General features: G+C 72.3%; 22 protein-coding genes, 3 tRNA genes and 1 pseudogene. 15 read left to right on the top strand and 11 right to left on the bottom strand.

What is annotated here, in order from left to right; translation table 11 throughout:
- Window positions 1-76 precede the first annotated feature (76 nt).
- From AS97_RS16350 to AS97_RS16330, 5 genes are all read left to right on the top strand, one after another.
- Window positions 77-1,036: a sirohydrochlorin chelatase gene (locus AS97_RS16350; RefSeq protein WP_247204390.1), complete on the top strand. Its 960-nt coding sequence runs from the start codon at window positions 77-79 to the stop codon at window positions 1,034-1,036.
- The gene (locus AS97_RS16345) at window positions 1,033-2,391 is read left to right on the top strand and encodes a deoxyguanosinetriphosphate triphosphohydrolase (protein ID WP_210565185.1); all 1,359 of its coding nucleotides are present in this window, start codon (window positions 1,033-1,035) and stop codon (window positions 2,389-2,391) included. The genes AS97_RS16350 and AS97_RS16345 overlap by 4 nt, the downstream gene beginning before the upstream one ends.
- Before the next feature lie 285 nt (window positions 2,392-2,676).
- The gene (locus AS97_RS16340; RefSeq protein ID WP_059148070.1) at window positions 2,677-3,972 is read left to right on the top strand and encodes an FAD-dependent oxidoreductase; all 1,296 of its coding nucleotides are present in this window, start codon (window positions 2,677-2,679) and stop codon (window positions 3,970-3,972) included.
- A 75-nt stretch (window positions 3,973-4,047) separates the two neighbouring features.
- Entirely contained in the window at window positions 4,048-6,045 is a 1,998-nt protein-coding gene (dnaG, locus tag AS97_RS16335) for a DNA primase (RefSeq protein ID WP_210565184.1), read from the top strand.
- A 359-nt stretch (window positions 6,046-6,404) separates the two neighbouring features.
- Complete coding sequence (locus AS97_RS16330; protein WP_210565182.1) at window positions 6,405-7,682, top strand: RNA polymerase sigma factor; 1,278 nt, start codon at window positions 6,405-6,407, stop codon at window positions 7,680-7,682.
- 164 nt (window positions 7,683-7,846) lie between these two features.
- Here the strand turns inward: AS97_RS16330 and AS97_RS16325 are convergent, their stop codons facing one another.
- Together AS97_RS16325 and AS97_RS16320 are read right to left on the bottom strand one after the other, a co-directional pair.
- Complete coding sequence (locus AS97_RS16325) at window positions 7,847-9,448, bottom strand: FGGY family carbohydrate kinase (protein WP_125755731.1); 1,602 nt, start codon at window positions 9,446-9,448, stop codon at window positions 7,847-7,849.
- 25 nt (window positions 9,449-9,473) lie between these two features.
- Window positions 9,474-9,743 (bottom strand): hypothetical protein, encoded by a 270-nt coding sequence (locus AS97_RS16320; protein WP_014060441.1) that lies wholly within the window; start codon window positions 9,741-9,743, stop codon window positions 9,474-9,476.
- 247 nt (window positions 9,744-9,990) lie between these two features.
- Here AS97_RS16320 and AS97_RS16315 point away from each other — a divergent pair.
- The 3 genes from AS97_RS16315 to AS97_RS16305 all read left to right on the top strand — a co-directional run bounded on the left by AS97_RS16315 (window position 9,991) and on the right by AS97_RS16305 (window position 10,392).
- Window positions 9,991-10,063: transfer RNA gene (locus AS97_RS16315), tRNA-Asn, on the top strand.
- Between the two features lie 5 nt (window positions 10,064-10,068).
- Window positions 10,069-10,141 (top strand) — tRNA-Asn (locus AS97_RS16310).
- A 174-nt stretch (window positions 10,142-10,315) separates the two neighbouring features.
- A tRNA-Ile gene (locus tag AS97_RS16305) sits at window positions 10,316-10,392 on the top strand.
- Window positions 10,393-10,849: 457 nt separating this feature from the next.
- Here the strand turns inward: AS97_RS16305 and AS97_RS16300 are convergent.
- From AS97_RS16300 to AS97_RS16275, 6 genes are all read right to left on the bottom strand, one after another.
- Complete coding sequence (locus AS97_RS16300; RefSeq protein ID WP_125758466.1) at window positions 10,850-11,290, bottom strand: VOC family protein; 441 nt, start codon at window positions 11,288-11,290, stop codon at window positions 10,850-10,852.
- Between the two features lie 152 nt (window positions 11,291-11,442).
- Window positions 11,443-12,300: an NAD(P)-binding domain-containing protein gene (locus tag AS97_RS16295; protein ID WP_210565179.1), complete on the bottom strand. Its 858-nt coding sequence runs from the start codon at window positions 12,298-12,300 to the stop codon at window positions 11,443-11,445.
- Window positions 12,301-12,405: 105 nt separating this feature from the next.
- Window positions 12,406-13,044 carry a DUF3592 domain-containing protein gene (locus tag AS97_RS16290; RefSeq protein ID WP_059148076.1) on the bottom strand — a complete coding sequence of 213 codons (639 nt, stop codon included), beginning with the start codon at window positions 13,042-13,044 and terminating at the stop codon, window positions 12,406-12,408.
- Window positions 13,045-13,214: 170 nt separating this feature from the next.
- Window positions 13,215-14,054, bottom strand: a complete 840-nt coding sequence (locus tag AS97_RS16285; RefSeq protein WP_210565177.1) for a rod shape-determining protein — start codon at window positions 14,052-14,054, stop codon at window positions 13,215-13,217.
- Window positions 14,051-14,419 carry a TraR/DksA C4-type zinc finger protein gene (locus tag AS97_RS16280; RefSeq protein ID WP_059148078.1) on the bottom strand — a complete coding sequence of 123 codons (369 nt, stop codon included), beginning with the start codon at window positions 14,417-14,419 and terminating at the stop codon, window positions 14,051-14,053. The genes AS97_RS16285 and AS97_RS16280 overlap by 4 nt, the downstream gene beginning before the upstream one ends.
- Before the next feature lie 51 nt (window positions 14,420-14,470).
- Window positions 14,471-14,800: a TraR/DksA C4-type zinc finger protein gene (locus tag AS97_RS16275; RefSeq protein WP_059148079.1), complete on the bottom strand. Its 330-nt coding sequence runs from the start codon at window positions 14,798-14,800 to the stop codon at window positions 14,471-14,473.
- Window positions 14,801-15,194: 394 nt separating this feature from the next.
- On the opposite strand from AS97_RS16275, the gene AS97_RS16270 reads away from it, so the two are divergent.
- The 4 genes from AS97_RS16270 to secD all read left to right on the top strand — a co-directional run bounded on the left by AS97_RS16270 (window position 15,195) and on the right by secD (window position 19,763).
- Window positions 15,195-16,157 carry a HAMP domain-containing sensor histidine kinase gene (locus AS97_RS16270; protein ID WP_185929895.1) on the top strand — a complete coding sequence of 321 codons (963 nt, stop codon included), beginning with the start codon at window positions 15,195-15,197 and terminating at the stop codon, window positions 16,155-16,157.
- Window positions 16,158-16,159: 2 nt separating this feature from the next.
- Entirely contained in the window at window positions 16,160-16,867 is a 708-nt protein-coding gene (locus AS97_RS16265) for a response regulator transcription factor (protein ID WP_059148081.1), read from the top strand.
- 121 nt (window positions 16,868-16,988) lie between these two features.
- Window positions 16,989-17,393 (top strand): hypothetical protein, encoded by a 405-nt coding sequence (locus tag AS97_RS16260; RefSeq protein ID WP_086710214.1) that lies wholly within the window; start codon window positions 16,989-16,991, stop codon window positions 17,391-17,393.
- Window positions 17,394-17,465: 72 nt separating this feature from the next.
- Window positions 17,466-19,763, top strand: a complete 2,298-nt coding sequence (secD, locus tag AS97_RS16255) for a protein translocase subunit SecD (RefSeq protein ID WP_210565175.1) — start codon at window positions 17,466-17,468, stop codon at window positions 19,761-19,763.
- 30 nt (window positions 19,764-19,793) lie between these two features.
- On the opposite strand, the pseudogene AS97_RS16250 reads toward secD, so the two are convergent.
- Window positions 19,794-19,904, bottom strand: a pseudogene (locus tag AS97_RS16250) (carbohydrate ABC transporter permease); the annotation flags it as partial.
- Window positions 19,905-20,016: 112 nt separating this feature from the next.
- Here AS97_RS16250 and AS97_RS16245 point away from each other — a divergent pair.
- Window positions 20,017-20,463 carry a protein-tyrosine phosphatase family protein gene (locus AS97_RS16245; RefSeq protein WP_086710215.1) on the top strand — a complete coding sequence of 149 codons (447 nt, stop codon included), beginning with the start codon at window positions 20,017-20,019 and terminating at the stop codon, window positions 20,461-20,463.
- 44 nt (window positions 20,464-20,507) lie between these two features.
- Here AS97_RS16245 and AS97_RS16240 read toward each other — a convergent pair whose 3' ends face one another.
- Entirely contained in the window at window positions 20,508-21,302 is a 795-nt protein-coding gene (locus AS97_RS16240; RefSeq protein ID WP_210565174.1) for a polysaccharide lyase family 7 protein, read from the bottom strand.
- Between the two features lie 400 nt (window positions 21,303-21,702).
- Between AS97_RS16240 and AS97_RS16235 the strand changes: the two genes are divergently transcribed.
- Entirely contained in the window at window positions 21,703-22,458 is a 756-nt protein-coding gene (locus tag AS97_RS16235) for a GNAT family N-acetyltransferase (protein WP_059148086.1), read from the top strand.
- Between the two features lie 196 nt (window positions 22,459-22,654).
- On the opposite strand, the gene AS97_RS16230 is transcribed toward AS97_RS16235, so the two are convergent.
- Window positions 22,655-23,296 carry a CatB-related O-acetyltransferase gene (locus tag AS97_RS16230; RefSeq protein ID WP_125758461.1) on the bottom strand — a complete coding sequence of 214 codons (642 nt, stop codon included), beginning with the start codon at window positions 23,294-23,296 and terminating at the stop codon, window positions 22,655-22,657.
- Window positions 23,297-23,578: 282 nt separating this feature from the next.
- On the opposite strand from AS97_RS16230, the gene AS97_RS16225 reads away from it, so the two are divergent.
- Window positions 23,579-25,090, top strand: coding sequence for an FG-GAP and VCBS repeat-containing protein (locus AS97_RS16225; protein WP_210565172.1), 1,512 nt, complete (start codon window positions 23,579-23,581; stop codon window positions 25,088-25,090).
- Window positions 25,091-25,385 lie beyond the last annotated feature (295 nt).

The following is a 25,385-nucleotide window of genomic DNA, read 5'->3' as shown; positions in this document are numbered from 1 at the left end:
CGGCCGGTGATATCGGCGCAATCACCCGTCACGGCCGCGCAACGGCGGCGCAATCTGCCGCTGCCAGGCTCTGGCCATGACGCCCCCTTCCGGTTCGCCTGGCCCCGACAGCACGACGGACTTCGACAGTGCCCAGCGGCTCATGACCCGGTTCACCGCACAGCTCACCACCCAGCTCGACCGGCTGGGCCAGGGCGACCGCTCCGGCAGCCGCCAGGGCCGCCGCGACCGGCCGCCGACGCTCGTCGCCGTCGCCCACGGCAGCCGGGACCCCGAGGCGCTGCGCACCGTGACCGCACTCCTGGACCGCGTCCGCGCGCTCCGCCCCGGACTGCCCGTACGGCTCGGCCATATCGAGCTCAACCAGCCGCTGCTGGCCGACACGCTGGCCGCGCTGCGCGGTGAGGCCGTGCTCGTCCCGCTGCTCCTGAGCCGTGGCTACCACACCGAACAGGACATCCCGGACGCCGTCGCCGCCGCGCCCCACCTCGCCGCCCGGATCGCCGCCCCGCTCGGCCCGGACCCGCTGCTCGCCGAGGCACTGCACGCCCGGCTGGCGGAGGCAGGCCGCCGCGCAGGGGCTCCGTACGGGACAGGCGCAGGGGCTCCGTACGGGACAGGAGCCGCGGGCGCCGCGGCTCCGCACCGGGCGGGCGTCGTCCTGGCCGCGGCGGGCTCTCGCGACCCGGACGCGGCCGTCGACGTGGCCCGGACCGCCGCCCTGCTCAGTGCCCGGCTCGGCGGTGTGCCCGTCCTGCCCGGCTACGCCTCCGGCTCCGGGCCCACCGTGCCCGAGGCCGTACGGGCCCTGGCCGCGCTCGGCCATGACCGGATCGCGGTCGCCTCCTACTTCACCGCGCCCGGCCGCTTCGCCACCCAGTGCGCGAACGCCACCCAGGCCGCGCACACCACCCCCGGGGTCGCGGCCGCCCCGCTCGGCGCCCATCCGGCGGTGGCGCGCCTCGTAGTGCGCCGTTACGAACAGGCCATCGCCTCTGCGCCCTTGTCACCCCCGGCGGCTACCGTCGGTGTATGAGTCGCAGCGCACCGCCTGAACCGGATCCGGCCCCTCCGACCGGTGCCGCCGAGGCCGACACCGGCCACGTCCCCGGCTATGCCCCGGCGGACCTCGAGCGCTGGGCGCCCGAGCCCGACAAGCGGCCGGGCCGGACCGCCTTCCAGCGGGACCGGGCGCGGGTGCTGCACTCCGCCGCGCTGCGCAGACTGGCCGGGAAGACCCAGGTGGTGCCCGCCGCACCGGCCGCCGATCCCGGCCCGGCCGGGCGCGCCCTGGCCTTCGACGCCACGCCCCGCACCCGGCTGACCCACTCCCTGGAGTGCGCCCAGGTGGGCCGTGAGCTGGGGGCCGCCCTCGGCTGCGACCCGGATCTGGTGGAGACCGCCTGCCTCGCCCATGACCTCGGCCATCCGCCGTTCGGGCACAACGGGGAGCGGGTGCTCAACGAGATCGCCGAGCCCTGCGGCGGCTTCGAGGGAAACGCGCAGTCGCTGCGGCTGCTGGCCCGGCTCGAACCGAAGCGGTTCGTGCCCGGCCCGGAGGCCGGTGAGCCGGTGAGCGTCGGCCTCAACCTCACCCGCGCCGCGCTGGACGCCGCCACCAAGTACCCCTGGCCGCGCGGCCGCCATCCGTACAGCCCCCGCTCCCCGAAATTCGGGGTCTACGAGGACGACCTCCCCATCTTCGCCTGGTACCGGCAGGGCGCCCCCGACGGCCGTACGACCTTCGAGGCCCAGGTCATGGACTGGGCCGACGATGTCGCCTACTCGGTGCACGACGTCGAGGACGGGCTGCACGCGGGCCATCTCGACCCCGCGAGCCTGCTCGCCGAGCCCGAGCGCCGCGAGGTCTTCGCCGTCGCCGATCGCTACGCTCCGGGGGCCGAGCCCGGGGAGCTGGCCGAGGCGCTGGACCGGTTGCTGGGCCAGGAGTGGTGGCCGCACCGCTACGACGGCTCGTCCGTCGCCCAGGCCCGCCTCAAGGACGCCACCAGCCAGCTCATCGGCCGCTTCTGCCTGGCCGCCGAGGGCGCCACCCGCGCGGCGTACGGCACGGGCCGCTTCACCCGCTACCACGCCGAGCTGGTCGTCCCGCGCGCCGCCCGCCTGGAGTGCGCGGTCCTCAAGGCGGTCGCCGACCGGTATGTCATCCAGCGCGCCGACCAGGAGCTGCTCCGGGCCGATCAGCGCGTCGTCATCGCCGAGCTGGGCGACGCCCTGATCGCCCGCGCCCCCGTCGGCCTGGACCCCCAGTTCCGCGCGCTCTTCGACGCGGCGGGGGACGACCGGGGCCGGCTGCGGGCGATCGTCGACCAGATCGCCTCCCTGACCGACACCTCGGCCCGGTGGCTCCATGCCCGGCTCACCGCGTGAACCGCCGCCCGCCGGATCCGGCTCGCGCACACGTCCGGCGTACGGGCCCTTCCCGACGCACGCGCGGTGCGGGAGGCTCCCCTGTGACACAGCTTTCGGAACAGGTTGCCGCACAGCTTTCGGCGCACCTTCGGCACAGGTTTCGGGCACGGAGTTTCGGCACAGCCTCTGGCACGGCCATGGGCGCGGCATGTGCACCGCTTGCGGAGAGCACGACCTGACGCGACCGGGTAAGGCACTGATAGAGGCACTGCTCGGCACTGCTCGGCAGCGAGGAGGACACAAGTGGTCGACGCACACCAGACATTCGTCATCGTCGGAGGGGGTCTGGCCGGGGCGAAAGCCGCGGAAACCCTGCGAGCGGAGGGCTTCACCGGGCGGGTGATCCTCATCGGTGACGAGCGCGACCACCCCTATGAGCGGCCCCCGCTGTCCAAGGGCTTCCTCATCGGCAGCCAGGAGCGCGACAGCGTCTTCGTCCATGAGCCCGCCTGGTACGCCCAGGCCGATATCGAGCTCCACCTCGGCCTGCCCGCCGTCCACCTGGACCGCGCCGCCAAGGCCGTGACGCTGGGCGACGGCGCCCGGGTCCACTACGACCGGCTGCTGCTGGCCACCGGCGCCGAGCCGCGCCGCCTCGACATCCCCGGCACCGATCTGGCCGGGGTCCACCACCTGCGCCGGCTCGCCCACGCCGAGCGGCTCAAGGGCGTCCTCACCACCCTCGGCCGGGACAACGGCCAGCTGGTCATCGCGGGCGCCGGCTGGATCGGTCTCGAAGTCGCGGCCGCCGCGCGTGGCTACGGCGCCGAGGTGACCATCGTCGAGCCCGAACCCACCCCGCTCCACCCCGTCCTCGGGCCCGAGCTGGGCGCCCTCTTCGCCGACCTCCACGGCGACCACGGCGTCCGCCTCCACTTCGGTGCCCGCCTTACCGAGATCACCGGCCAGGACGGCATGGTGCTGGCCGCCCTCACCGACGACGGCGAGGAGCACCCCGCCCACAGCGTCCTGGCCGCCATCGGCGCCGCCCCGCGCACCGCCCTCGCCGAGGCCGCGGGCCTGGAGGTGGTGGACCGCGCGGCGGGCGGCGGCATCGCGGTCGACACCGCGCTGCGCACCAGCGACCCGGACATCTTCGCGGCGGGCGACGTCGCCTCCGCCCCGCTCGGCTTCCTCGAGGGCACCCCCGTACGGGCCGCACTGCCGCCCAGCGCCCGGCTGCGCGTCGAGCACTGGGCCAACGCGCTGAACGGCGGCCCGGCGGCGGCCCGCGCCATGCTCGGCCAGGACGTCGCGTACGACCGGGTGCCGTACTTCTTCTCCGACCAGTACGACGTCGGCCTGGAGTACTCCGGCTACGCCCCGCCCGGCAGTTACGACCAGGTGCTGGTGCGCGGCGACGTCGGCAAGCGGCAGTTCATCGCCTTCTGGCTGAACGACGGCCGTCTCCTCGCGGGGATGAACGTCAACGTCTGGGACGTCACCGAATCGATCCAACGGCTCATCCGCGGCGGCGACCAGCTCGACCCGGCGGCCCTGGCCGACCCGTCCGTCCCGCTGGCCTCGCTGCTCCCGTAGGCCCTCGGGCACGCTCCCGCCGGGGTACGGCAGGCGACGGACAGCCATGTCGGACCCCGGCCGTAGAATTCGGGCGTGGCAGGCAGGATCAACGATGACGACGTGAAAGCGGTGCGGGCAGCGGTCCCGATCGACGCCGTCGTGTCCGAATACCTCCAGCTGCGCAACGCGGGGGGTGGCAATCTCAAGGGCCTGTGCCCCTTCCATGACGAGAAGTCCCCGTCCTTCCAGGTCAGCCCCAGCAAGGGGCTCTACTACTGCTTCGGCTGCCAGGCGGGCGGCGACACCGTCGACTTCGTCATGAAGATCGACCACCTCTCCTTCGCCGAGACGATCGAGCGGCTGGCCTCCCAGGCCGGCATCACCCTGCGCTACGAGGAGGGCGGCTACACGCCCGGCCGTCAGCAGGGCGAGCGCACCCGGCTGGTCGAGGCCCATAAGGCGGCCGCGCAGTTCTATGTCGAGCAGTTGGAGCGCCCCGAGGCGGAGATCGGCCGCACCTTCCTGGCCGAGCGCGGCTTCGACCAGGCCGCCGCGCAGCACTTCAGCGTCGGCTACAGCCCGGCCGGCTGGGACCACCTCGTCCGCTATCTGCGCGGCCGCGGTTTCACCGACAAGGAGCTGATCCTCTCCGGGCTCGTCCAGGAGGGCCGGCGCGGCCCCATCGACCGCTTCCGGGGCCGGCTGATGTGGCCGATCCGCGACATCTCCGGCGAGGTCGTCGGCTTCGGCGCCCGGAAGCTGCGCGACGACGACAACGGCCCGAAGTACCTCAACACTCCCGAGACCCCGCTCTACCGCAAGTCCCAGGTCCTCTACGGGATCGACCTCGCCAAGAAGGACATCGCCAAGGCCAGCCGGGCGGTGGTGGTCGAGGGCTATACGGACGTCATGGCCTGCCATCTCGCGGGGGTCACCACCGCCATCGCCACCTGTGGCACCGCCTTCGGCGGCGACCACATCAAGATCCTCCGACGGCTGCTGATGGACAACGCGGGCGCGGAGGTCGTCTTCACCTTCGACGGCGACGCGGCCGGGCAGAAGGCGGCCCTGCGCGCCTTCGAGGACGACCAGCGGTTCGCCGCCGAGACCTCCATCGCGATCACGCCCGACGGGATGGACCCGTGCGAACTGCGGCTGGCCCGCGGCGACGAGGCCGTGGCGTCCCTGGTCGACAGCCGTACGCCGCTGTTCGCCTTCGCGCTGAAGTCGATCGTCTCCCGGTACAACCTGGACACCGAGGAGGGGCGCATCGCCGCCGTCGACGAGGCGGTGCCGGTCGTCGCGGCGATCAAGAACCCCGGGCTGCGCGACCGCTATGCGATCCGGCTGATCGGAATGGTCGGCATCGCCACCCAGGCGGAGGAGCAGTCGATCATCCGCCGGGTGCGCGGGCTGGCCCGCAGCAGGCAGAACGGCGGCCCGGGTGGCCCGGAGCACGGTGGCCGCGGCGATCAGCGCGGCGGCGGTCCGGGCGGGTCCCGGTACGGCGGCCGAGGTGACCAGCGGGGCGGCGGCCATGGCGGTCCGGGGGGCCAGGGCGGGCCCGGAGGCCCGGGCGCCGGCGGTGCGCCGCCGGTCCCGCGCGGCCCGGCGCTGAATCTGCGCAGCCCCGCCCACCGCGTCGAGCGCGAGCTGCTCAAGCTGGCGCTTCAGCATCCGGACCTGGTCTCCCCGGCCTTCGACGCCTACGGCATCGACGAGTTCACCGCCCCGCCGTACGCGGCGGTGCGCCGCGCCATCGAGGACGCGGGCGGTACGGCCGCCGCGGACGCCGACTATCTCGCTCGGGTCCGGGAGGTGGCGCCCGACGACACGGTCCGGGCGATGGTCACCGAGCTCGCCGTCGAGCCGCCGCACACCCGCCGCGACCCGGACGAGGTGTACGCGGGCGTGCAGCTGGTGGCCGTACGGCTGGCAGCCGTGAATCAGCGCGTGACCGAGGTGCGGGGCGCCCTCCAGCGCCTGGGGCCGCACGCGGACCCCGCCCACCTCGCCGCCGTGCAGAACGAGCTGTGGGTGTTGCAGCAGTACGGCCAGTCCCTCCGGGACCGGGGCGCGGCGGCGCTGTAGAGCGAGCGGGCGCTCAGGGCAGCGAGGGCGGTAAGGGCGGCAGGGGGCCGACGGATGGGTTCCGGCCAGCCCGTTCATGCCTCGGCGGGCGGGCCGGAGGGGTCGCTGTAGCCGCCGGGTAGTCGTACGGTCACGGGCCGCTGAGCAAAAAGTGCCCGCACGCCCCTCGTGGCGGGCCTGTGTCGTACTCCACACTGGGGAGCGGTGCCTGAGTCCTCGGAGCGCGGCGGTGTTGGTCAGGTAGGGCCGGAATCCCCCGCAGATCCGCTCATGATGTACGGGACGGACGGCGGCGCGGCCGCCGTGCCGTGCCCGATCGTTCTGCCCCCTCAGCAGCGATCACCCTGGAGGTCGCCCCCGTGCAGACCCAGACCCTCACCGACGCGGCCCTCGCGGCCTCGCCGCACCCCGTGTCCACCCGCCCGCCCGGCGCCGCACCGGTAGCGCCGGCCGTGCCCGAGGACCCGGCGGACCTCGCCCCGGAGGGTGCACCGGAGAGCGACCAGGACGCCGCACCGGACGCCATGGCCGACCTGGCTGCCGACCCCGACCCCGACCCCGACGGCTCCCCCGAAGCGGAATCCGTCGAGCCGGTCGAGCCGGTCGAGCCCGTCGAGCCGGTCGAGAGCGTCGATACCGTCGTAGAGCCCATCGAGCCCATCGAGCCCATCGAGCCCATCGAGCCCATCGAGCCGATCGAGCCGCCCGCCCGCGCCGACACCAGCGGCCCCTCCGCCGACCTCTTCCGCCAGTACCTCCGCGAGATCGGGCGGATACCGCTGCTCTCAGCGGTCGAGGAGGTCGAGCTGGCCCGCCGGGTCGAGGCGGGTCTCTTCGCCGAGGAGAAGCTCGGCAACACCCCCGACCTCGACTCCCAACTCGCCGTGGACCTCGACCGGTTGGTGGTCCTGGGCCGGATGGCCAAGCGCCGGCTGATCGAGGCCAACCTCCGCCTCGTCGTCTCCGTCGCCAAGCGCTATATCGGCCGCGGCCTGACCATGCTCGACCTGGTCCAGGAGGGCAACCTCGGCCTGATCCGCGCGGTCGAGAAGTTCGACTACGCCCGTGGGTACAAGTTCTCCACGTACGCCACCTGGTGGATCCGCCAGGCCATGTCCCGCGCCCTGGCCGACCAGGCCCGGACGATCCGGGTCCCGGTGCATGTCGTCGAGCTGATCAACCGGGTGGTCCGGGTCCAGCGCCGGATGCTCCAGGAGCGCGGCTACGAACCCACCCCCGAGGAGGTCGCCGCCCATCTCGACCTCCTCCCGGAGCGGGTGAGCGAGGTGCTGCGGCTGGCCCAGGAGCCGGTGTCGCTCCACGCCCCGGTGGGCGAGGAGGACGATGTGGCCCTCGGCGACCTCATCGAGGACGGCGACGCGGCCTCACCCGTGGAGTCCGCGGCCTTCCTGCTGCTCCGCGAGCACCTGGAGGCCGTGCTGTCGACGCTCGGCGAGCGCGAACGCAAGGTGGTGCAGCTGCGGTACGGACTGGCCGACGGCCGCCCCCGCACGCTGGAGGAGATCGGCCGGATCTTCGGGGTGACGCGGGAGCGGATCCGCCAGATCGAGTCGAAGACGCTCAACAAGCTCCGCGACCACGCCTTCGCCGACCAACTCCGCGGCTATCTGGACTAGCGGACCGACCCCGCCCCCAGGCAGGCAAGGCCGGACCGAGCCCCGCCCTGCCGAAACCCGGGGCTCACGCCTGGCCGAAACCCGAGAGTCCTCGGACCGCAGGGGCGCTCACACCTGTCCTGAAACCCCAAGGGCCTCGATCGCGTCCCAGAGACCTTAGGGCCTCACATGGCCCCGTACCCTCCGGTTGCCCCATGATCATGGGCACTCCCGGTCTCGTACCCCCCGGTCTCGTACCCCCCGGCCTCGTACCCGCCGCCCGCCGCCTGGCCCACGGTCTCCTGGGCTCCCGGCTCGACGGTCCCGGACTCGACGATCCCGGACTCGAAGGCCCCGGGCTCGAAGGCCCCGGGGTGGGTCTGTTCCCGGACCGCCACGTACTGCTGCCGCACCGCCTGCCCCACCGGCAGCTCCTCGCCCGGCTCGAAGACCTGGCTCGCCGCGGCCGGCCAGCGCGGCGGCTCGTGCGGCGACTGGGTGCCGTGCGAGACGCCCAGCGCCCACGCGGCCTGGCGGGCCGCGCCCAGGGCGGCGTAGTCGGCGGGCTGGGGCACCACGACCTGCACCCCCAGCAGCGCGGGCGCGATCGCGCGGACGGCCTGCAGATCGGCCGCGGGACCGAGCAGGAAGACGCGCCGCACCTGGACGCCGCGCCCGCGCAGCACGTCCAGCGCGTCCGCGAGCCCGCACAGCATCCCCTCGAACGAGGCCCGCGCCAGATGTTCGGGCTTCATCGACTCGCGCCGCAGCCCGGTCAGCGAGCCGGCCGTATGCGGCAGATGCGGGGTCCGCTCACCCTCCAGATAGGGCAGCAGCACCAGGCCGTACGACCCCGGGGTGGACTTCATCGCGAGGGCGGAGAGCCCGTCGAGATCCGTACCGAGCAGCTCCGCCGTACCGCGCAGCGTCCGTACCGCGTTGAGCGTATGCACCACTGGCAGATGCATTCCGGTGGCGTCCGCGTACGAGAGGATCGTGCCGGTCGGATCGGCCAGCGCCTCGTGGTGGATGGAGAAGACCGAGCCGGAGGCGCCCAGGGAGATCACCGCGTCGCCGACCCCGACCCCGAGCCCGAAGGCGGCGGCCATGGTCTCGCCCGTACCGGCGGAGATCAGCAGCCCCTCGGGGGTGTGCCCGGCGGCGTCGGCCGGGCCGATGACCTCCGGCAGCCGCACCTGGTGACCGAGGGCCAGCTGGACCAGGTCGGGGCGCCAGGATCCGTTCGCCGCCGACCAGTAGCCGCTGCTGGAGGCCGTGCCGCGGTCGGTCGTACGCCGCATCGGCCGCCCCAGCAGCTGCCACACCAGCCAGTCGTGCGGCTGCATCAGCTCGGCCACGCGGTGCGCCGAGTCCGGCTCGCTCCGCGCCAGCCAGCGCAGCTTGGCCACCGGCTGCGAGGCGGTCGGCACGGCGCCGACCGCCTGGGCCCACGCGGTGCGGCCGCCGAGCGCCTCGGTGAGGTCGGCGGCCGCGGACTGGGCGCGCTTGTCGTTGCCCATCAGCGCGGGGCGCACCAGCACCCCGCCCGCGTCCAGCGCCAGCAGCCCGTGCTGCTGCGCCGAGACGCCGATGGCCTGGACCCCTTCGAGCAGCCCACCCTCGGCGGCCTCGCCGAGGGACATCAGCCACGCCTGTGGATCCACATCGCCGCTGCCGCCGACCGGGTGCGGGGCGTACCCCTGTTTGATCACGGCACCCGTATCGGTGTCACAGACGACGATTCGTGTGCTCTCGGACGAACTGTCCAACCCGGCGACTATCCCCATGGATCAGATCATGCCACCGCCGCGGCTAGGTGTTGCTGGTGCCCCAGTCGTCCTCGCCCACCGCGCGGGCGTCGCGCTGCCCGATCTTCTCGCGCAGCGGCCGGACCTTGTCCAGCGCGCGCACGGCGGCCAGTCGGCCTCCTTGCGCGGCCGACTCGGCGGTATTGCGGACGGCCGGATTCCGCGCGAACTTCTGCGCACAGGCGCGCAACTGCTCGTACCGCTCATGGCCCGCTCGCGTGCCCAGCACGTAACCCACAGCCATCCCAGTGATGAACGTCAGCCGGTAGCGCATCGACCTGCCCTTCTCGCTGTCCTTCACGTCCGGACCCCGGGGTCGTGCTGCGCGCCTACCCGCCCGCGCCGCAGATCACCCACGATCACGTAGAAGATCATCCCTGGATCGGCCGCGGATCGCCCGAGGGCGGACGCGGCGAACCGATTGGCGGAGCACCCCCCTGCTTGCGCTAATGTATGTGTCGCAGCGAGCGCACGCCGTCCGGAAGCCCCGGGCGGGGTCACGGTCGCGGCACACGGAGCAATCCCCTGTAGCTCAATTGGCAGAGCAGCCGGCTGTTAACCGGCAGGTTACTGGTTCGAGTCCAGTCGGGGGAGCTCGGTCCCCTGTAGCTCAATTGGCAGAGCATTCGGCTGTTAACCGGAGGGTTACTGGTTCGAGTCCAGTCGGGGGAGCAGTGAGGAGGACCCCCTGAGGGGTCCTTTTTCATATCCGGGCCCCTATGGACGTGATCTACGCCATGATCGAAGCCAGGGGGGCTCCCACCACCGGCCCTTCGAAGCAGCAGATCGTATGAGCGGCTATGCTGCGGCAGACGGCGCGCGCAGATGTGTACGACGCGCCGTTACGGGGCGGTAGCTCAGCCGGTTAGAGCAGCGGACTCATAATCCGTCGGCCGTGGGTTCGAGTCCCACCCGCCCCACCAGGGCACTACGCGGGCAGACCCATCCTGACCTGCGCAGACGCAGGAACGGGAGTCGCCGCGCCGATGCGGGGACTCCCGTTCATCCGTTCAGACGAAGATCCAGTGGACACGTAGTGGACACGGAACCGGTTCAGGGGACGGAGAGCCGTCCCCTTGCCTTCCGGCGCCCATTCGGAGCTAGGCGGGGGGTCCGGGACGCCGCTGGCGGCGCCCCTATCAGCGACGCCCAGCCGTCCAGGTCCGGGGACTCGGTCCGGGCGATGGTGAAGCGCGTGAGCGAGAGGGCCGCTCGCCGCTCCTGCGGGTACCGGTCGATGAAGTTCTCGACCCGGACCAGCTCCAGGGGTTCGGGCGCCCGCTCACTCTTGCCCCTGACGTGGACCTCAGGGTTGCCGCGGACGGCGGCGGATGCGGTGGGGGAGTGGGCGCGGACGCCGGGGCGGCAGATCGCGCGCGGCTAACGGTCGGCGAACACCCCCCGGAGCAGGCCGGTGGCCTGCCCGACCTCGATGAGGTAACCGTCGGGGTCGCGCAGATAGCAGCGCAGCTCGGCCTTGCGGTCCAGGGGCTCGGTCAGGAACTCCGCTCCTTTGGCCACGGCGGCGGCGTAGAAGGCGCTGATGTCGGCGACACGGACGTTCAGAAAACTGGACACGGTGTCACCGTCGTCCGGTGGTACGAGGGTGATGCCGGGCTTGTCCGGGGTGGGGCCGCCTCCGGGGTTCATGATGATCCAGCTGTTGGCCACCTTCACGATGGCCGGATTCTCCTCCAGTACGACCTCGCCGCCGAGGATGTCCGCGTAGAAGCGCCTCGATCTCGCGACGTCGCGCACGGTCAGAAAGTGGGTGAGAAGGAGCCCCTGCTCAGGTGCGGGCACATCGCGGGGAGCCGTCATCGCCGTGGTCCCTTCTCGCTGGTGGAGAGCCGGGCCGAGCGACATGCCTCAGGTCCGGCTGGTGTTCCCTGGGTAACCCGGCGGGAGTGCGATATGCGCGGGCGGCGGAACGGATGACCGGGGCCGGTTCGGATGACCGGGGCCGGTTCGGGCTACCGGGGCCGGTATGGGCGGCGCGAGGTGGTTTTGCGGGTCAGGTCGACGAAATCGGGTTCGTCATCCGGGGCGGCGTCAACGGCCTCCCACAGCCGCTCGCGCCCCGCTGTCGAGATCGGCAGCGACGTGGCGGGATCGTCGACAGCGGTCGTCAGGGTGTCGTCGTCCTCGGCCGAGCGGCGCAGTGGCCGGGGATTGGTGGTGTCCAGGGCACGGGAGACCACCGCGCTCAGGGGCCCGGCCGACATGAGCTCCAGAGCGGTGTCATAGTCCTTGCCCAGGATGTCGGCCAGATCCAGCGCTTCCCTGATTCCGGCTTCGGCTGCCATGATCGCCACATTGGTGATCAGCTTGTAGGCCACTCCCGATCCGAACTCACCCACATGCCGGACCTTGCCCAGGGGGGTGAGCACCGGTTCGATGGCGTCGACGACCGGCCCGGGTCCCCCGACGAGGAAGGTGAGCGACTTCTCCCGGGCGTACCGCACGCCACCGACCATCGGGGCGTCGACAACGGTGACACCGTCCGGCGCCTGGGCGCTGACCTCCTCCACGGCCGACGGAGTGGTCGTCGAGCCGATCAGGACAACGGTTCCGTCGCCGGTCCCCGCCAGGATGCCGTCGGTCCCGAGGTACGCGGTCGGGATGTCCTCGGACATCACCAGGCCCAGGACCACATCGGCGCCCCGTGCCGCGTCCGCCGCTGACGAGGCGCCCCGCGCTCCGGCGGCACAGGCCCTGTCGAGTCGTTCGGAGACGATGTCGAATGCCTTCACGTCAAAGCCGGCCGAGACCAGATGCGGCACTATCTCGGTGCCCATGTCACCGATCCCGACGACCGCTACAGTCGACATTTCTGGACTCTCCCTCCTTATGGGGCCTTACCGGGCTCTCGTCCTGCGTAGCTCAGCTTCGACGGGGTCGCAACCAGTCGCTGTCCCGAGCGCGGAGCCGGGGGCTCAGGGGGAGGTGGTCCAGCGTGGTGCGGTCTCGGCCCACTCGGTGTCCCACTCGGCGAGATTGCGCCGGCGCAGGACCACGGTGGCGCAGCGGTAGGCGGCGGCACCGGCGAGGGTGACGGTCACGAAGGCGATGAGCGCCCAGCCCATGGTGCGGCTGCGGATCTGCGCATCGGGCATGGGCGGTTCGGCGATCGCCCCGTCCTTGTCGACCCAGACGTGGACGGAGCGCCCCGCGCCCAGGCCGGGCGGGACGTCGGTCTTGGCGGTGCGGGTCCGCCCGTCCGGATCGGTGAAGCGGACCGTGGCCGGGTAGCGGGTCTCTCTCGCCTCCGCCGATCCGGGCTCCGGGTGGCCCGGGGCGTCATGGGTGAGCACGGCTGTGGTGCGGTGCAGGGTCTCCTTCCGGTGCTCGGCGGCCGCGCGGTAGTGGTGCTGGGCGGCGCCACCGGCGATGAACATGGCACCGAGCCCCAGGACCGGTACGAGCAGCAGCAGCGCCAGGGCGATCCAGCCCTGGAGACGGTCGGTGTACCGGTACAGCGGATTGTGCCGCCAGCGCCACAGCGACTGGGGATGGACGGGCTTGTCGTGCCGGGGGTCGGGGGGCGGCTGCGCATGAGGTATCACGCCGGACACTGTGGTTCTCCTTTCCTGGACAGAAATCGGATCAGAAGCCGGACAGAAATCGGATCAGAAGCCGGACGGAAATCGGATCAGAAGCCGGATCAGGATCCGGACAGATGTGGGCGTGGGACCGCGACCGGCGCGTGGCCGGTGTGGTGAGGGAAAAGCCGAGAGGGACCGGCTCAGCGGGAGAGCGGGCCGGGTCCGGGCGGGGAGGTGCCGCCCGCCGAGGGATGGGCGTGTGCGGCTTGCAGGATCTTGGCGGCGCCACGGACCGCGGCGGTATGCGGTGCCGGGACTGCCCGCAGCGGCGCGTGCAGTCCGCCGACGAGCCGGCGGGTGAGGTTGGGGCGCAGGGCGCCGCCGCCGGCCAGAAGGGCTCCCCGGCTCAGGGCATCGGCGGTGAGAGACGTACGGTCCTGCCGCAGCATCGAGGTGATCATGTCGGTGATGGCCTCGCTGATCTCCGCCGTGGCACCGGCGTCGGCGAGGTCGGTGGTGCCCAGGGCGGTGCGGCGGGCGTCGAAGACGATGCCGTCGACGAGGAGCACCACTTCGGTGAGGTGGGCGCCTATGTCCACCACCAGCAGCGGCAGCGAGAGGTCGGCGCCCGCGGCCAGGGCGATGGCCCGCGCGGTGGGCACGGTCAGGACCGCGCGCGGCCGCAGCACCTCCACGGCGGTGCGGGCGCGTTCCCGGTAGGCGGGGCCGTCCAGCACCGGCGCGGTGACCACCACCAGCGGCCGGGTGAGGCGGGGCAGCCGGCGGCTGAGCAGCTGGTCGAGCATCCGGGCCGTCCCCGGTACGTCCACGATGGCACCGCGCTGGATCGGGTGGACCGCCCCGGCACCGGGGAAGGTGATGGTGGGTACGTCGATGATCGTTTTGCGGCCGGCGATCCAGGCGCGGGTGCGGGCGCTGCCCATGTCGAGGGCGAGGCCGCAGCAGCGTCGGCACAACGGCCAGGGCCGGTGCCGGTGCCTGATGGGGGAGCCGGCCCGGAGGCGCCGGATGACGGTCATCGCCCGGCCTCCCGTACCTGCTGGCACCGTGCGCAGTAGCGGGCCTGCGGAACGATCATCAGGCGTTCCCGTTCGACGGGGCGCCGGCACAGATGGCAGGCGCCGTAGCTGCCTTCGGCGATGCGTCGCAGCGCCGCCTCCACATCGGCGAGGACCATACGCGCGGAGGCGGCGAGTTTGACGTGCACTTCGGCCTGGGCCGCGGTGCGGCGCCGGAGCAGGTCCTCGGCGCGGGGCGCCGAGTCGATCCGCCGCAGCTGTTCCTGGCGGAACAGGCGCTGTTCATGCAGGTTCTCCCGCAGTGCGGCGAGATCCTCGGGCGACAGGTGCGCGGCACGGTCGCCGATGGTCTGGTGGTTCACCACTTCACCCCTTTGAGCAGGGCGGAGACGAAGACGGGTGGGACGGGGCGCCGGTCAGGCGGCGGCGCGGCGCTGGCAGGCCACGCAGTGCCGGGTGTAGGGGAGGATCTCCAGGCGTTCGGCGGGGACGGGCTTGGAGCAGCCCTCGCAGGTGCCGTAGGAGCCGTCGTCGACGCGGGCGAACGCCTCGTCGATCTCGGTGAGGACCCGCTGGATCGCCTCCGTCTGCGCGGACACCAGATGGTCGTCCGTGCTCTGGCCGGTTTCCTTGAGGGCTCGCAGCTGGGCCAGGCGGCTGTTGCGGGCGTGCTCGAGGCGCTGGCGGGCCTCGTGGGCGGTCAGCCGCCCGGGGCGGGGACCGGTCTCGGCGGTGTCGAGCGACACGATGAGGTCCTTTCTCTCAGCGCGCCCGGCGGGGCATCGGAGCGCACCGGGCGCAGCAGTGGCCGCCCGGTTCCGCCGGCCGCGGTCTCCCCGACCACGAATCGGCCGAACCGGGCGGCTCGGTCACCTACGACTCTGCTCGACCCGGCGCCGGAAGCCCATCGGGCACAGACCCCATTTGCCCTGGGCAGTGGTGACCACACGGCGCCGGCGGGGAACGGCGGATGGGTACCCGGCCACCTCGGATATGGGGGCCGGACCCCATCGACCGCGCGCCGTACGGGAGGCAGGCTGGGCCGGAATCTGTCGTGACCAGTTGCCGCAGCTCCGCCCGGATGCGATGACCGAGAGTAGAACTGATCACAGTCGGTACGCAGAAGGAGGAGTTGTCCCAGTGTCGCTGTTCTGGCGGATCTTCGGGCTGAACGCCGTGGTGCTGGGCACCGCTACGGCGCTGCTGCTGTGGGCGCCGGTGACCGTCTCGGTGCCGGTGCTGCTGACCGAGGCGATCATCCTGGTCGGCGGTCTCGCCGTGATGCTGGTCGCCAACGGCACCCTGCTGCGCTGGGGCCTGGCCCCGCTGGACCGGCTGACCAGGCTGATGACCACCGTCGACCTGCTGCGCCCAGGCCAGCGGCTGCCCGTGCCCGGCGCCGGCGGCGGTAGCGAGGTGTCCGAGCTGATCCGCACCTTCAACGCCATGCTCGACCGGCTGGAGCATGAACGCGCCACGGCCAGCGCCCGGGTGCTGCTGGCCCAGGAGGCGGAACGCCGCCGTATCGCCCAGGAACTGCACGACGAGGTCGGGCAGAGCATGACCGCGATCCTGCTGGTGCTCAAGCGCGCCGCGGACGACGCCCCCGAACCGCTGCGCGAGGACCTCCAGCAGGCCCAGGAGATCACCAGGGAGAGCCTGGACGAGGTCCGCCGCCTGGTGCGCCGTCTGCGCCCCGGCGTCCTGGACGACCTGGGTCTGGTCAGCGCGCTGACCTCGCTCACGCAGGACTTCGCCACCCACACCGGGCTGCGTGTCGTGCGCCGCCTCGACGCCGATCTGCCCGCCCTCGATCCGGAGAGCGAGCTCGTGCTGTACCGGGTGGCCCAGGAGAGCCTGACCAATGTGGCCCGCCATGCGGACGCGCACCGGGTCGAGGTGAGCCTGCACCGCTCCGGCGAGGCGGTGGTGCTGGAGATAACCGACGACGGCCGCGGCATCGAGGCCGCTTGTGAAGGCGCCGGGATCCGCGGCATGCGCGAACGGGCCCTGCTCGCCGGGGCCACCCTCGACATCACCTCGACACCCGGCACCGGCACCCGGATCCGCCTCATCACACCCGTCCCCAGGAAGCAGCCCTGACCATGCACGATCCCACCCCGACCGAGCCCACCGCGGCCCCGGCACCCTCTCCCGGGACCGCCGCGCCGATCCGTATCCTGCTCGCCGACGACCACGCTCTGGTACGCCGCGGTGTGCGCCTGATCCTCGACCGGGAACCCGACCTGGAGGTCGTCGCCGAGGCCGGGGACGGCGCCGAGGCCATCGAGGCGGCCCGGAACCAGGAGATCGACCTGGCCGTGCTGGACATCGCCATGCCGCGCCTGACCGGTCTTCAGGCCACCCGCGAACTGGCGGCGCTCAAGCCGGGCCTGCGCATCCTGATGCTGACGATGCACGACAACGAGCAGTATCTGTTCCAGGCGCTCAAGGCCGGGGCCTGCGGCTATGTGCTGAAGTCGGTCGCCGACCGCGACCTGGTCGCCGCCTGCCGGGCCGCGATGCGCAACGAGCCGTTCCTCTACCCCGGCGCGGTCACCGCCCTCATCCGCAACTACCTGGAGCGCGTCCGGCACGGCGAGGAAGACCCCGACCAGTTCCTCACCCCCCGCGAGGAGGAGGTCGTCAAACTCGTCGCCGAAGGGCACTCCTCCAAGGAGATCGCCGAGATCCTGTTCATCAGCGTCAAGACCGTGCACCGCCACCGCTCCAACATCCTGCACAAACTCGGTCTGCACGACCGGCTGGAGCTGACCCGCTACGCCATCCGCGCAGGTCTCATCGAACCCTGACCCCCGCCCCCCATGAGCGTCCGGGGCTCCGATCGCCTACTCCCCGGCCGGGGCCCCGGACCGGCACCCCGCGTCGAGCACTCAGCGGAAAGTCGAGCACCCAGCAGGAAAGGGACGGTGGATGCGCCCGGCACCCCGCACCATTCCGCCCGTCGGCCACTGGCTCGCGGGCACGCTCGTCGTGCTCCTCGCCGTCCTGCTGGCGCTGGTTCCCGCTGATACCGCGCGCGCCGCCTCCGCTCCGGCGCCCCACCCGGCCCCGGCGGCCACGAGCGCCGAGCGCACGGACACCGCTCCCCACGCGGACGACGCGTGGGCCGCCCGCGCGGTCCAGGCCAGGGCCCGGCACGACCACCTCGGCGAGCGCCCCTCCCTACCCGATCACCACGCCACCCACGCTCGCGGTACGGATACCGGCCCGGCTGTCGGCACCCGCACAGCAGGGCCTTGCGCATGTGCACCCGTCCCTTCCGGCCGGTGGGCCCAGCAGCGCGGCCGGGCACCTCCGGCGTACCCCGGCACCTGACGCAACCCATCACCCTTTCTTCCGTCGCGGCCGCGTGCGCCGCCGCCGCGGCATGCCTGCCGGAGGCTCGTGTTGAAACGCCGGAACAGCCGGAACACCGGGAACAGCCGGAACAAACAGAACAGCCGGAACAAGTCGCTGCGCCTTCGGGTGCTGCTCACCCTCGTCGTGATCGCCGGATCGCTGGCCATCGCCCTCACCACGCCCGTCCGCCTCGGCCTCGATCTGCGCGGCGGCACCCAGATCATGCTGGAGACCCGCTCCACCCCCACCACCAAGGCCGACAGCGCGGCCACCGACCGCACCGTGGAGGTGCTGCGCGGCCGTATCGACGCGCTCGGCGTCGCCGAACCGACCCTCGTCCGCTCCGGCGACCACCGCATCCTGGTCGAGCTGCCCGGCGTGCACGATCCGAAGAGGGCCGCCGACGTGCTGGGCCGCACCGCGCAGCTCACCGTCCATCCGGTCCTCGGCCCGGCCGGGAAGTCCGACCGCCCCGCCGCCCCGCCGGCCGATCCGGCCAAGGAGCGCGTACTGTCGGACGAGTCCGGACAGCCCCTGCGACTGGGGGCCGCCGATCTGACCGGACAACACGTCAAGGGCGCCGACGCCGGCTTCGACCAGCAGGGCGGTGCCGGATGGCATGTCACGGTGGACTTCACCAAGACCGGCCAGGACCGATGGCGGAAGGTCACCGCGGACGCCGCCTGTCATCCGGCCGGTGATCCGCGGCGCCGGGTTGCCATCGTCCTCGACAACAAGATCATTTCCGCGCCGCAGGTCGACCCCTCCGTGGGGTGCGGGGCCGGTATCCCGGGCGGCACCACCCAGATCACCGGCTCCTTCGACGACGGCGAAGCCCGCGAACTGGCCCTGCTGATCTCCGGTGGCGCCCTGCCCGTACCGGTCGAGACCGTCGAACAGCGCACCATCGGCGCCACGCTCGGCGATGCGGCCATCGAGGCCGCGGCCTGGGCCGCCGTCGTCGGCACCGCGCTGACCGCGCTGTTCATCATCGCCGTCTACCGGTTGCTCGGCCTGCTCGCGACCGTGGCCCTGGCCTGCTACGGCCTCATCTCCTACGCCGCGCTGGCCGCGCTGGGCGCCACACTGACCCTGCCGGGCCTCGCCGGGTTCGTCCTGGCGATCGGGATGGCCGTGGACGCCAACGTCCTGGTCTTCGAACGGGCCCGGGAGGAGTACGCGGCCCGCAGCCGCCCCGGCCCCCGCTCGGCGTTGAAGGCCGGGTTCCGCGGTGCCCTCAGCGCGATTGCCGACTCCAACATCACGACGCTGATCGCCGCGGGCCTGCTGTTCGCCTTCGCCTCCGGTCCGGTACGCGGCTTCGGCATCACCCTGGGCATCGGCGTCCTCGCCTCGATGATCAGCGCCCTGGTGATCAGCCGTGTGCTCGCCGAGTACGCGGTCAGCCGCCCCGCGGTCTTCCGGCGGCCTCGTATGACCGGGATCGCGAGCACCGGATGGGTGCGCGACCGGCTGCTGCGCCGCGACCCGATGCCGCTGCGCCGTCCGCGCCGCTGGCTGGCCGCCTCCGCCGCACTCGCCGTCCTGGCCGCATCGGGCATAGTCGTACGCGGCCTGGACTTCGGCATCGAGTTCACCGGCGGCCGACTGATCGAGTACGCCACCAGCAGCCCCGTCGACCCCGACCGGGCCCGCACCGCCCTCACCGACGCCGGGTTCCCCCGCGCGGTCGTACAGTCCTCCGGCGACACCGGGCTCACGGTGCGCGCCGAGAAGCTGACCCATACCGAAGAGGCCACCGTCACCGAGACCATCAGCGGCCTCGGCGGTGAGACGAAGAAGGTCCGCGATGAGCTGATCGGCCCCAGCATGGGCGATGAGCTGCGCCGCAACGCGCTCATCGCCCTCTCTCTCGCCCTGGGCGCACAACTGCTGTACCTCGCGGTCCGCTTCCGCTGGATCTTCGGGACCTCGGCCGTGGCCGCGCTCGCCCACGATGTGGTGATCCTCATCGGTGTCTTCGCCTGGCTCGGCAAACCCATCGACGGGGTCTTCCTGGCCGCCCTGCTGACCGTCATCGGCTACTCGGTCAACGACTCCGTCGTCCTCTTCGACCGGGTCCGCGAACTGCTCGGCCGCGACCGCGGAACGTCGCTCGGCCGGCTGACGAACAAGGCGATCCTGCAAACCCTGCCACGGACCGTCAACACCGGTATGGGCGCGGCACTCATCCTCACCGCCCTCGCCCTGATCGCCGACGACACCCTCGCCGACTTCGCCCTCGCCCTGCTCATCGGCCTGGCGGTCGGCACCTACTCCTCCATCTTCATCGCCGCCGCACTCACCATCGAGCTGGGTTCGGACCGGAAGCCGTCACGGTCGTAGCCGGTTGACCCGGCGTCGGGGCCCGCTCGTTCAGCCCTTCACCGCGCCGGAGAGCATGCCGGAGATGAAGTGCCGTTGCAGGAAGACGTACGAGGCGACGACGGGCAGGGCGGCGATGATGGACGCGGCGGCCGGCACGGAGGCCGTCCTGTCACCGCGGTCTTCGGCGGCCACCCGTCCTAGCACGTTGCTTTCCCCGGCGCCGACGTCACTTCGACGGACGAGCGTTCGTGGTGCGACGTATCATCCGTCGATGAGTGACGAAGCACCACTGCCGGGCGCGCTCCGGCTTCCGGATGGCTCCTGGGTCCGTGGCCGTGGTCTGCGCCACCCACGACCGAACGGGCCGCTGCCCGGCTTCGGCCTCTATCTGGGGTCCGCCCGGCTGCGCCACCGGCATGACGGGGGGCTGGAGTGGGAGCGGGCGTGGATCGAGTGGCCCGATTTCCTGCTGCCGCGTGACCGTGACCTGGCCGTGCGGCAGATCCGCGCGCTGCACCAGCGGGCACGGGCGGGCACGCCCGTCGAAGTCGCCTGCGGGGGCGGTGTCGGGCGCACCGGGACCGTCATCGCCTGCCTGGCCATCATGGCCGGGGTGGCGCCCACGGACGCTGTCGCCTGGACGCGCGCGCACCATCATCACCGGGCCGTCGAGACCCCTTGGCAGCGGCGCTGGGTGGCTCGGTTTCCGGTCAGCTGACGCCGACGACCCGGCGGCCCCCTCGGCCGCCGGGTCCCAGGTGCTCAGCTGTGGGAGACGGTCAGGCCGTAGAAGCCGACGCGCGCTCCGTTCGTGGTGCTGTCGGAGGACGACTGGTTGTAGGAGCCGGCCTTGAAGTACTGCTTGTACTGGAAGAAGGACGACGGGATGTCGTAGTGCGTCGTGCTGCCGTTGACGGTGAGGTCGATGGTGTCGCCGCCGGAGACGGCGATCGTGTAGTTCCAGGTCTTGCCGACCGACACATGGCCCACGTTGTGCAGCGTCTGGCCGCCCTCGGGCGAGTTCTCCGTTCCGAGGACGATGTCGCCGTTCGCGCGGTAGTACAGCTCCACCAGCGGCTTTGTGGAGGATCCGCCCGAGCCGAGGTGGATCTGGCCGACGCAGACGTTCTTGGTCACCGACACCACGCGCAGCGTCGCCTGAAGCTTGTGCGAGCCGCCGAGCGACCAGTCCGCGGCGCCGCCGTCGCGGTTCATCTCGCGCAGTTCGGAGCGGGCGTAGTGGGAGTTCGGCGTGGTGACGCCCTTCTCCGGCGCCCAGAACGTCATCGCCCCGTCGCGCTTGTCGGTGTAGAAGTAATCGTCCTGAAATCCGTTCGAGCCCTGAAGCCGGGACGACGGGATGGTCGTCGGCTTGCTGGGGGAGCCGACCGGCTCCTGGAGTTGCCACACCGAGAGGTCGAAGTTGCCGCCCGGCGCCTTCGACGGGTCGGCGAAGGGAGCGGCCGCGGTGGTGGCGCCGGCGGGCATCGCGAGGGCCAGGCCACCGATGACGGCGGTCACGGTCGCCAGCGAGGCGAGCAGCGTACGGATGCGCATGGGAATGCCTTCCCGTGGGGGGTGGGGATAGGCGCGTGTCCACATACATGAAGACCATGTTTCTTTGTGAACGACGAGACCTGTCGAGAAGGTAAGGTCGTGGCGTGTCCGCGTCAATCCTCTGAACGGTAAAAGGCCGGGCGCGGGCCGCCGATCGTGCCGCCGCCCCCAAAAAACGAACTGTCACTCGGCCACGCCGTGGGATAGGTTCGCCGATGGCGATTTCTCCTGCCTGCTACCTGTCGAAGGACTGAAGCCCATGGACTCGGCGTCCCCCAGCGGCCGCCGTCGGCACTGAACGATCGGTGCCACACGCGTCTCCTCACGGCGGCCCCACGTATCCGCACGCCATTCCTTTCGCGGCGCCCTCCGCCGCGCTTCTTCGTGAGGTCACATCACCATGGGCACCGACGTCCAGAGCTTTGCCGTAGCCAACCTCCGCCGCCGCCCCGTGCTGGTCGAAACCGGGGGCTTTGTGGCGGGCTTCGATCCCGGCACCACCAGCCCGTACATCAACTACGCGACCCCGCTCCCCGGCACTCGGCCCACCGCCCGGGACGTCAAGGAGCTGATCGAGGCGTTCCGGGTACGCGACCTCAAGCCCCGGCTCGAGTTCGCGCCGGACGCCGCGCCACGCGTGGAGCCCGCGCTGCGGGAGGCGGGGTTCGGTGTGGAGGCCACGCACACGTATCTGGTGTGCACTCCGGAACGGCTCGCCGTTCCGCGGGGCACGGCGGCCGTTCCGGTGGCGGTTCCGGCCACGGACGAGGACTACCGGGCGATCGACGCCGCGCTGTCCGAGGCGTTCGCCGGTGAGTTCGCCTCCTCCCCGGAGGGGGCGGCCCGGCTGCGCCGGATCCAGGAGGACGGGGGCGCGGTCCGGTTCGTCCGGGCGCCCGACGGGGGCTGCGCCGGCGGGGCCACCTGCTCGGCGCCCGCCGTGGGCACCGCGGAACTGGCGGGCGTGGGCACCCGGCCCGCCTTCCGCGGCCAGGGCATCGCCGCCGCGGTCACCGCCGCGCTGACCGAGACGATGTTCGCCCGAGGAGCCCAGTCGGTCTGGCTGGAGTACTCGGGTGCGGGCTCCCGCCGCGTCTACGAACGCGTCGGTTTTCAGCCGCGGGGCACTCGTCTGTACATGAGTCTCGAGAGCTGATGTGGGGGCCGGGAGGCGGATCTTTCCCCTCCCCGCCCCTTCCCGCTGCCAGGGGCTTCACCCCTGGACCCGGAGTCCGGGGCGGAGCCCCCACGCGGCGGAGCCGCATATCGTCAGGTGTCGGGAAGGGGCGGGGAGGGGAGCAGCCCGCCGCAGGCGTCACCATCCGCAGGCGTCAAGACCCGCCGGACACCCCCTAACGCGGGGCCGCCGCCTCCAGCTCGTCCACGCTTCCGGACATGATCGTGCGGATATGGGCGGTGAGGTGCTCGATCGGCCAGTCCCACCAGGCCAGGTCCAGCAGCCGGGCGATGTCCGCGTCGTCGTAGCGGCGGCGGATGAGCTTGGCCGGGTTGCCGCCGACGATGCCGTAGTCGGGGACGTCGTCCACCACCACGGAACCGGAGGCGATGACCGCGCCGTGGCCGATGCGGACCCCGGGCATCACCATCGTCCGGTATCCGAACCAGACGTCATGGCCCACCACGGTGTCGCCCCGGCCCGGCAGGCCGGTGATCAGGTCGAAGTGGTCGGCCCACGAGCCGCCCATGATGGGGAAGGGGAAGGTGGAGGGGCCGTCCATGCGGTGGTTGGCGCCGTTCATGATGAACCGCGCCCCTTCGCCCAGCGCGCAGAACTTCCCGATGACCAGCCGCTCGGGCCCGTAGTGGTACAGCACATTGCGGGTCTCGAACGCGGTGGGGTCATCCGGGTCGTCGTAGTACGAGAACTCCCCGACCTCGATCAGCGGCGAGGTGATCAGCGGCTTCAGCAGCACCACGCGCGGCTGCTCGGGCATCGGGTGCAGCACGTTCGGGTCGGCGGGTATGGCCGTCATCGGGCATCGCCCTTCCTCGTCCGGAGAGGTTTTCTCGCCATGATCGCAACCTCGGTGCCCGGTGTCGCGTGCATTCCGCGGGGGCGTCGGCGGGGACGTCCGCGAGGCAACCCGATCGTGCTTCCTGGAGTCCTTGAGCGGTGAAGCCTTCGTTCGCATCCGCGTTCGTGTCCGTAGCCGTGTCCGTAGCCGTGCCCGTTGTCCGTGCCCTTGTCCCTGGCCGCCGTCCGTTCGCCCCGACCCTTGTCCGTGACCGCTCGATCCGCCTCGCGAGGTGCCAGCGTGCGTTCGTCCGTTCCCGTCGCCGCCGTGACCGTGTCCGTGCTGCTGCTCGCCGGGTGCAGCGAGGGCGGCCACAGGGCCCCGAAGCCGATCGAGGGCATCACGAAGGGGACGGCCGGTGCCTCGCTCGGGGACTTCAACGGTGACGGTTACGACGACTTCGCCACCGCCATCCGCCCCACCAGCGCCTCCCGGGGGCCGCTGCCCGCCCGGCTGGCGGTGGTCTACGGCTCGGCACACGGCCTCGACCCGCGGCACCGCCTCGTCGTCGACGGCGCCGAGGACGACTACGTCGGGCCCCTGCTGCGCACCGATCTCGACGGCGACGGCTTCACCGACCTGGTGACGGCGCGCTTCCGGCACACGAGTTCGCCGCGGGGCGAGCGGGCGGGGGAGACGGTGATGCTGCGCGGCGGCCCCCGCGGGCTGGCCGCGCCGCGCCCGCTCCGGGGTGGCGCGGCCGGATTCCTGGCGCTGGCCGTGGGGGACTTCGATGGGGACGGCGCGGCCGACCTGCTGGCCTCGGCGGCCGACGGCCGGGGTGCGGTCCGGGTGCTGTACGGACCGTTCGGCACCAAGGCGGGCCCCGCTCGCACCACCCCGCTCCCCACCGGCCGGGTCCGCCGCGCGGCGCCCGCCACCGCCACCGCCGGGGACTTCGACGGCGACCGTCGCACCGATGTGGTGGTGACCTACCGCTACGACCTCGCGCAGCCGGACCGGTCCGACCAGCCCGACCAGCCGGAACCCGACGACACCGCCCCCCTCGACACCCCCGTCGCCCACTACCGCGGCGGCCCCAACGGCCTGGTGCGGGACAAGCGGCCCGAGGCGCGTCTGGCCCACGCCCTGGGCACGGAGGACGGCCCGCGCGAGCCCGCGGCCGGGGACGCCGACCACGACGGGATCGACGATCTGCTCGCGCCCGGCCAGGGGACCCTCGGCCCCGGGCGGCACTCCGGCGCCGGGCGGCTGACCGTCGTCCACGGCGCCAGGTCCGGTCTGGGCCGGGGGCGTTCGGATCTCACGGTCGATCCGTCGGGGCCGGGTCTGCCCGGCGACGCACGGCGCGGCGATGGCTTCGGCGGCTCCCCGTCCGTCGGCGACATCACCGGCGACGGCCGCCCCGACCTGGTGGTGTCCACCCCGGAGAAGAACTACGGCAACGGCCGGCTCACCCTGCTGCCCGGGGCACGGCGCGGGCACGGCGGCGAGTACGACCCGGCCGCGAGCGCGCACGAGGGGAACGGCGGGGAGCAGACCCTGGACCTGGACACCCCGGGAGTGCCCGGCCGGCACACTCCGTACGGCTTCGACGCCTTCGCCCCCCAGCCCCCGCTGCTCGACGTCGACGGGGACGGACACCACGAGGTGATCGCCGCCGCGCCCGGCTACGGCCACGGCCGGACGGGCGGCTTCTGGGTCTTCCGGGGGACCGACCGCGGGCTGTCCCCCAGGGACGTACACCGTTTCACCGCCGCCGACCTGGGCATACGCTTCCGTACGGCCTAGAAGACGAGTAAGTCCGATGTCTTGGGCCAGGTGTCAGGCGTGAAGAGGTGCCCTTCTTCACCGGGCGCCGCAAGGACATCGCCGAGCTGATCGCCGGGCCCGCCTGAGCGGAAGAGAAGTGACCGGCCCCGCGGTACGGGTGTCCCGGGCTCGCCTGCCCTCTGCGGAACGGGTGGTGCCAGGCGTACGCTTGCAGAGGGACGGTGAGCCGGTATCGACCGCTTCGGCCTGACGTCACCGAGGTCGGCAGCGCCTGCGGCTGGACGAGCCTCGGACACGTGATGGAGCTTGCCGC

Origin of the sequence: Streptomyces sp. AgN23 (assembly GCF_001598115.1) — a bacterium.
GTDB classification, from domain to species: Bacteria; Actinomycetota; Actinomycetes; order Streptomycetales; family Streptomycetaceae; genus Streptomyces; species Streptomyces antimycoticus.
The sequence above is the reverse complement of the archived record's forward strand: the minus strand, read 5'-3'. Positions and strand labels throughout refer to the sequence as shown.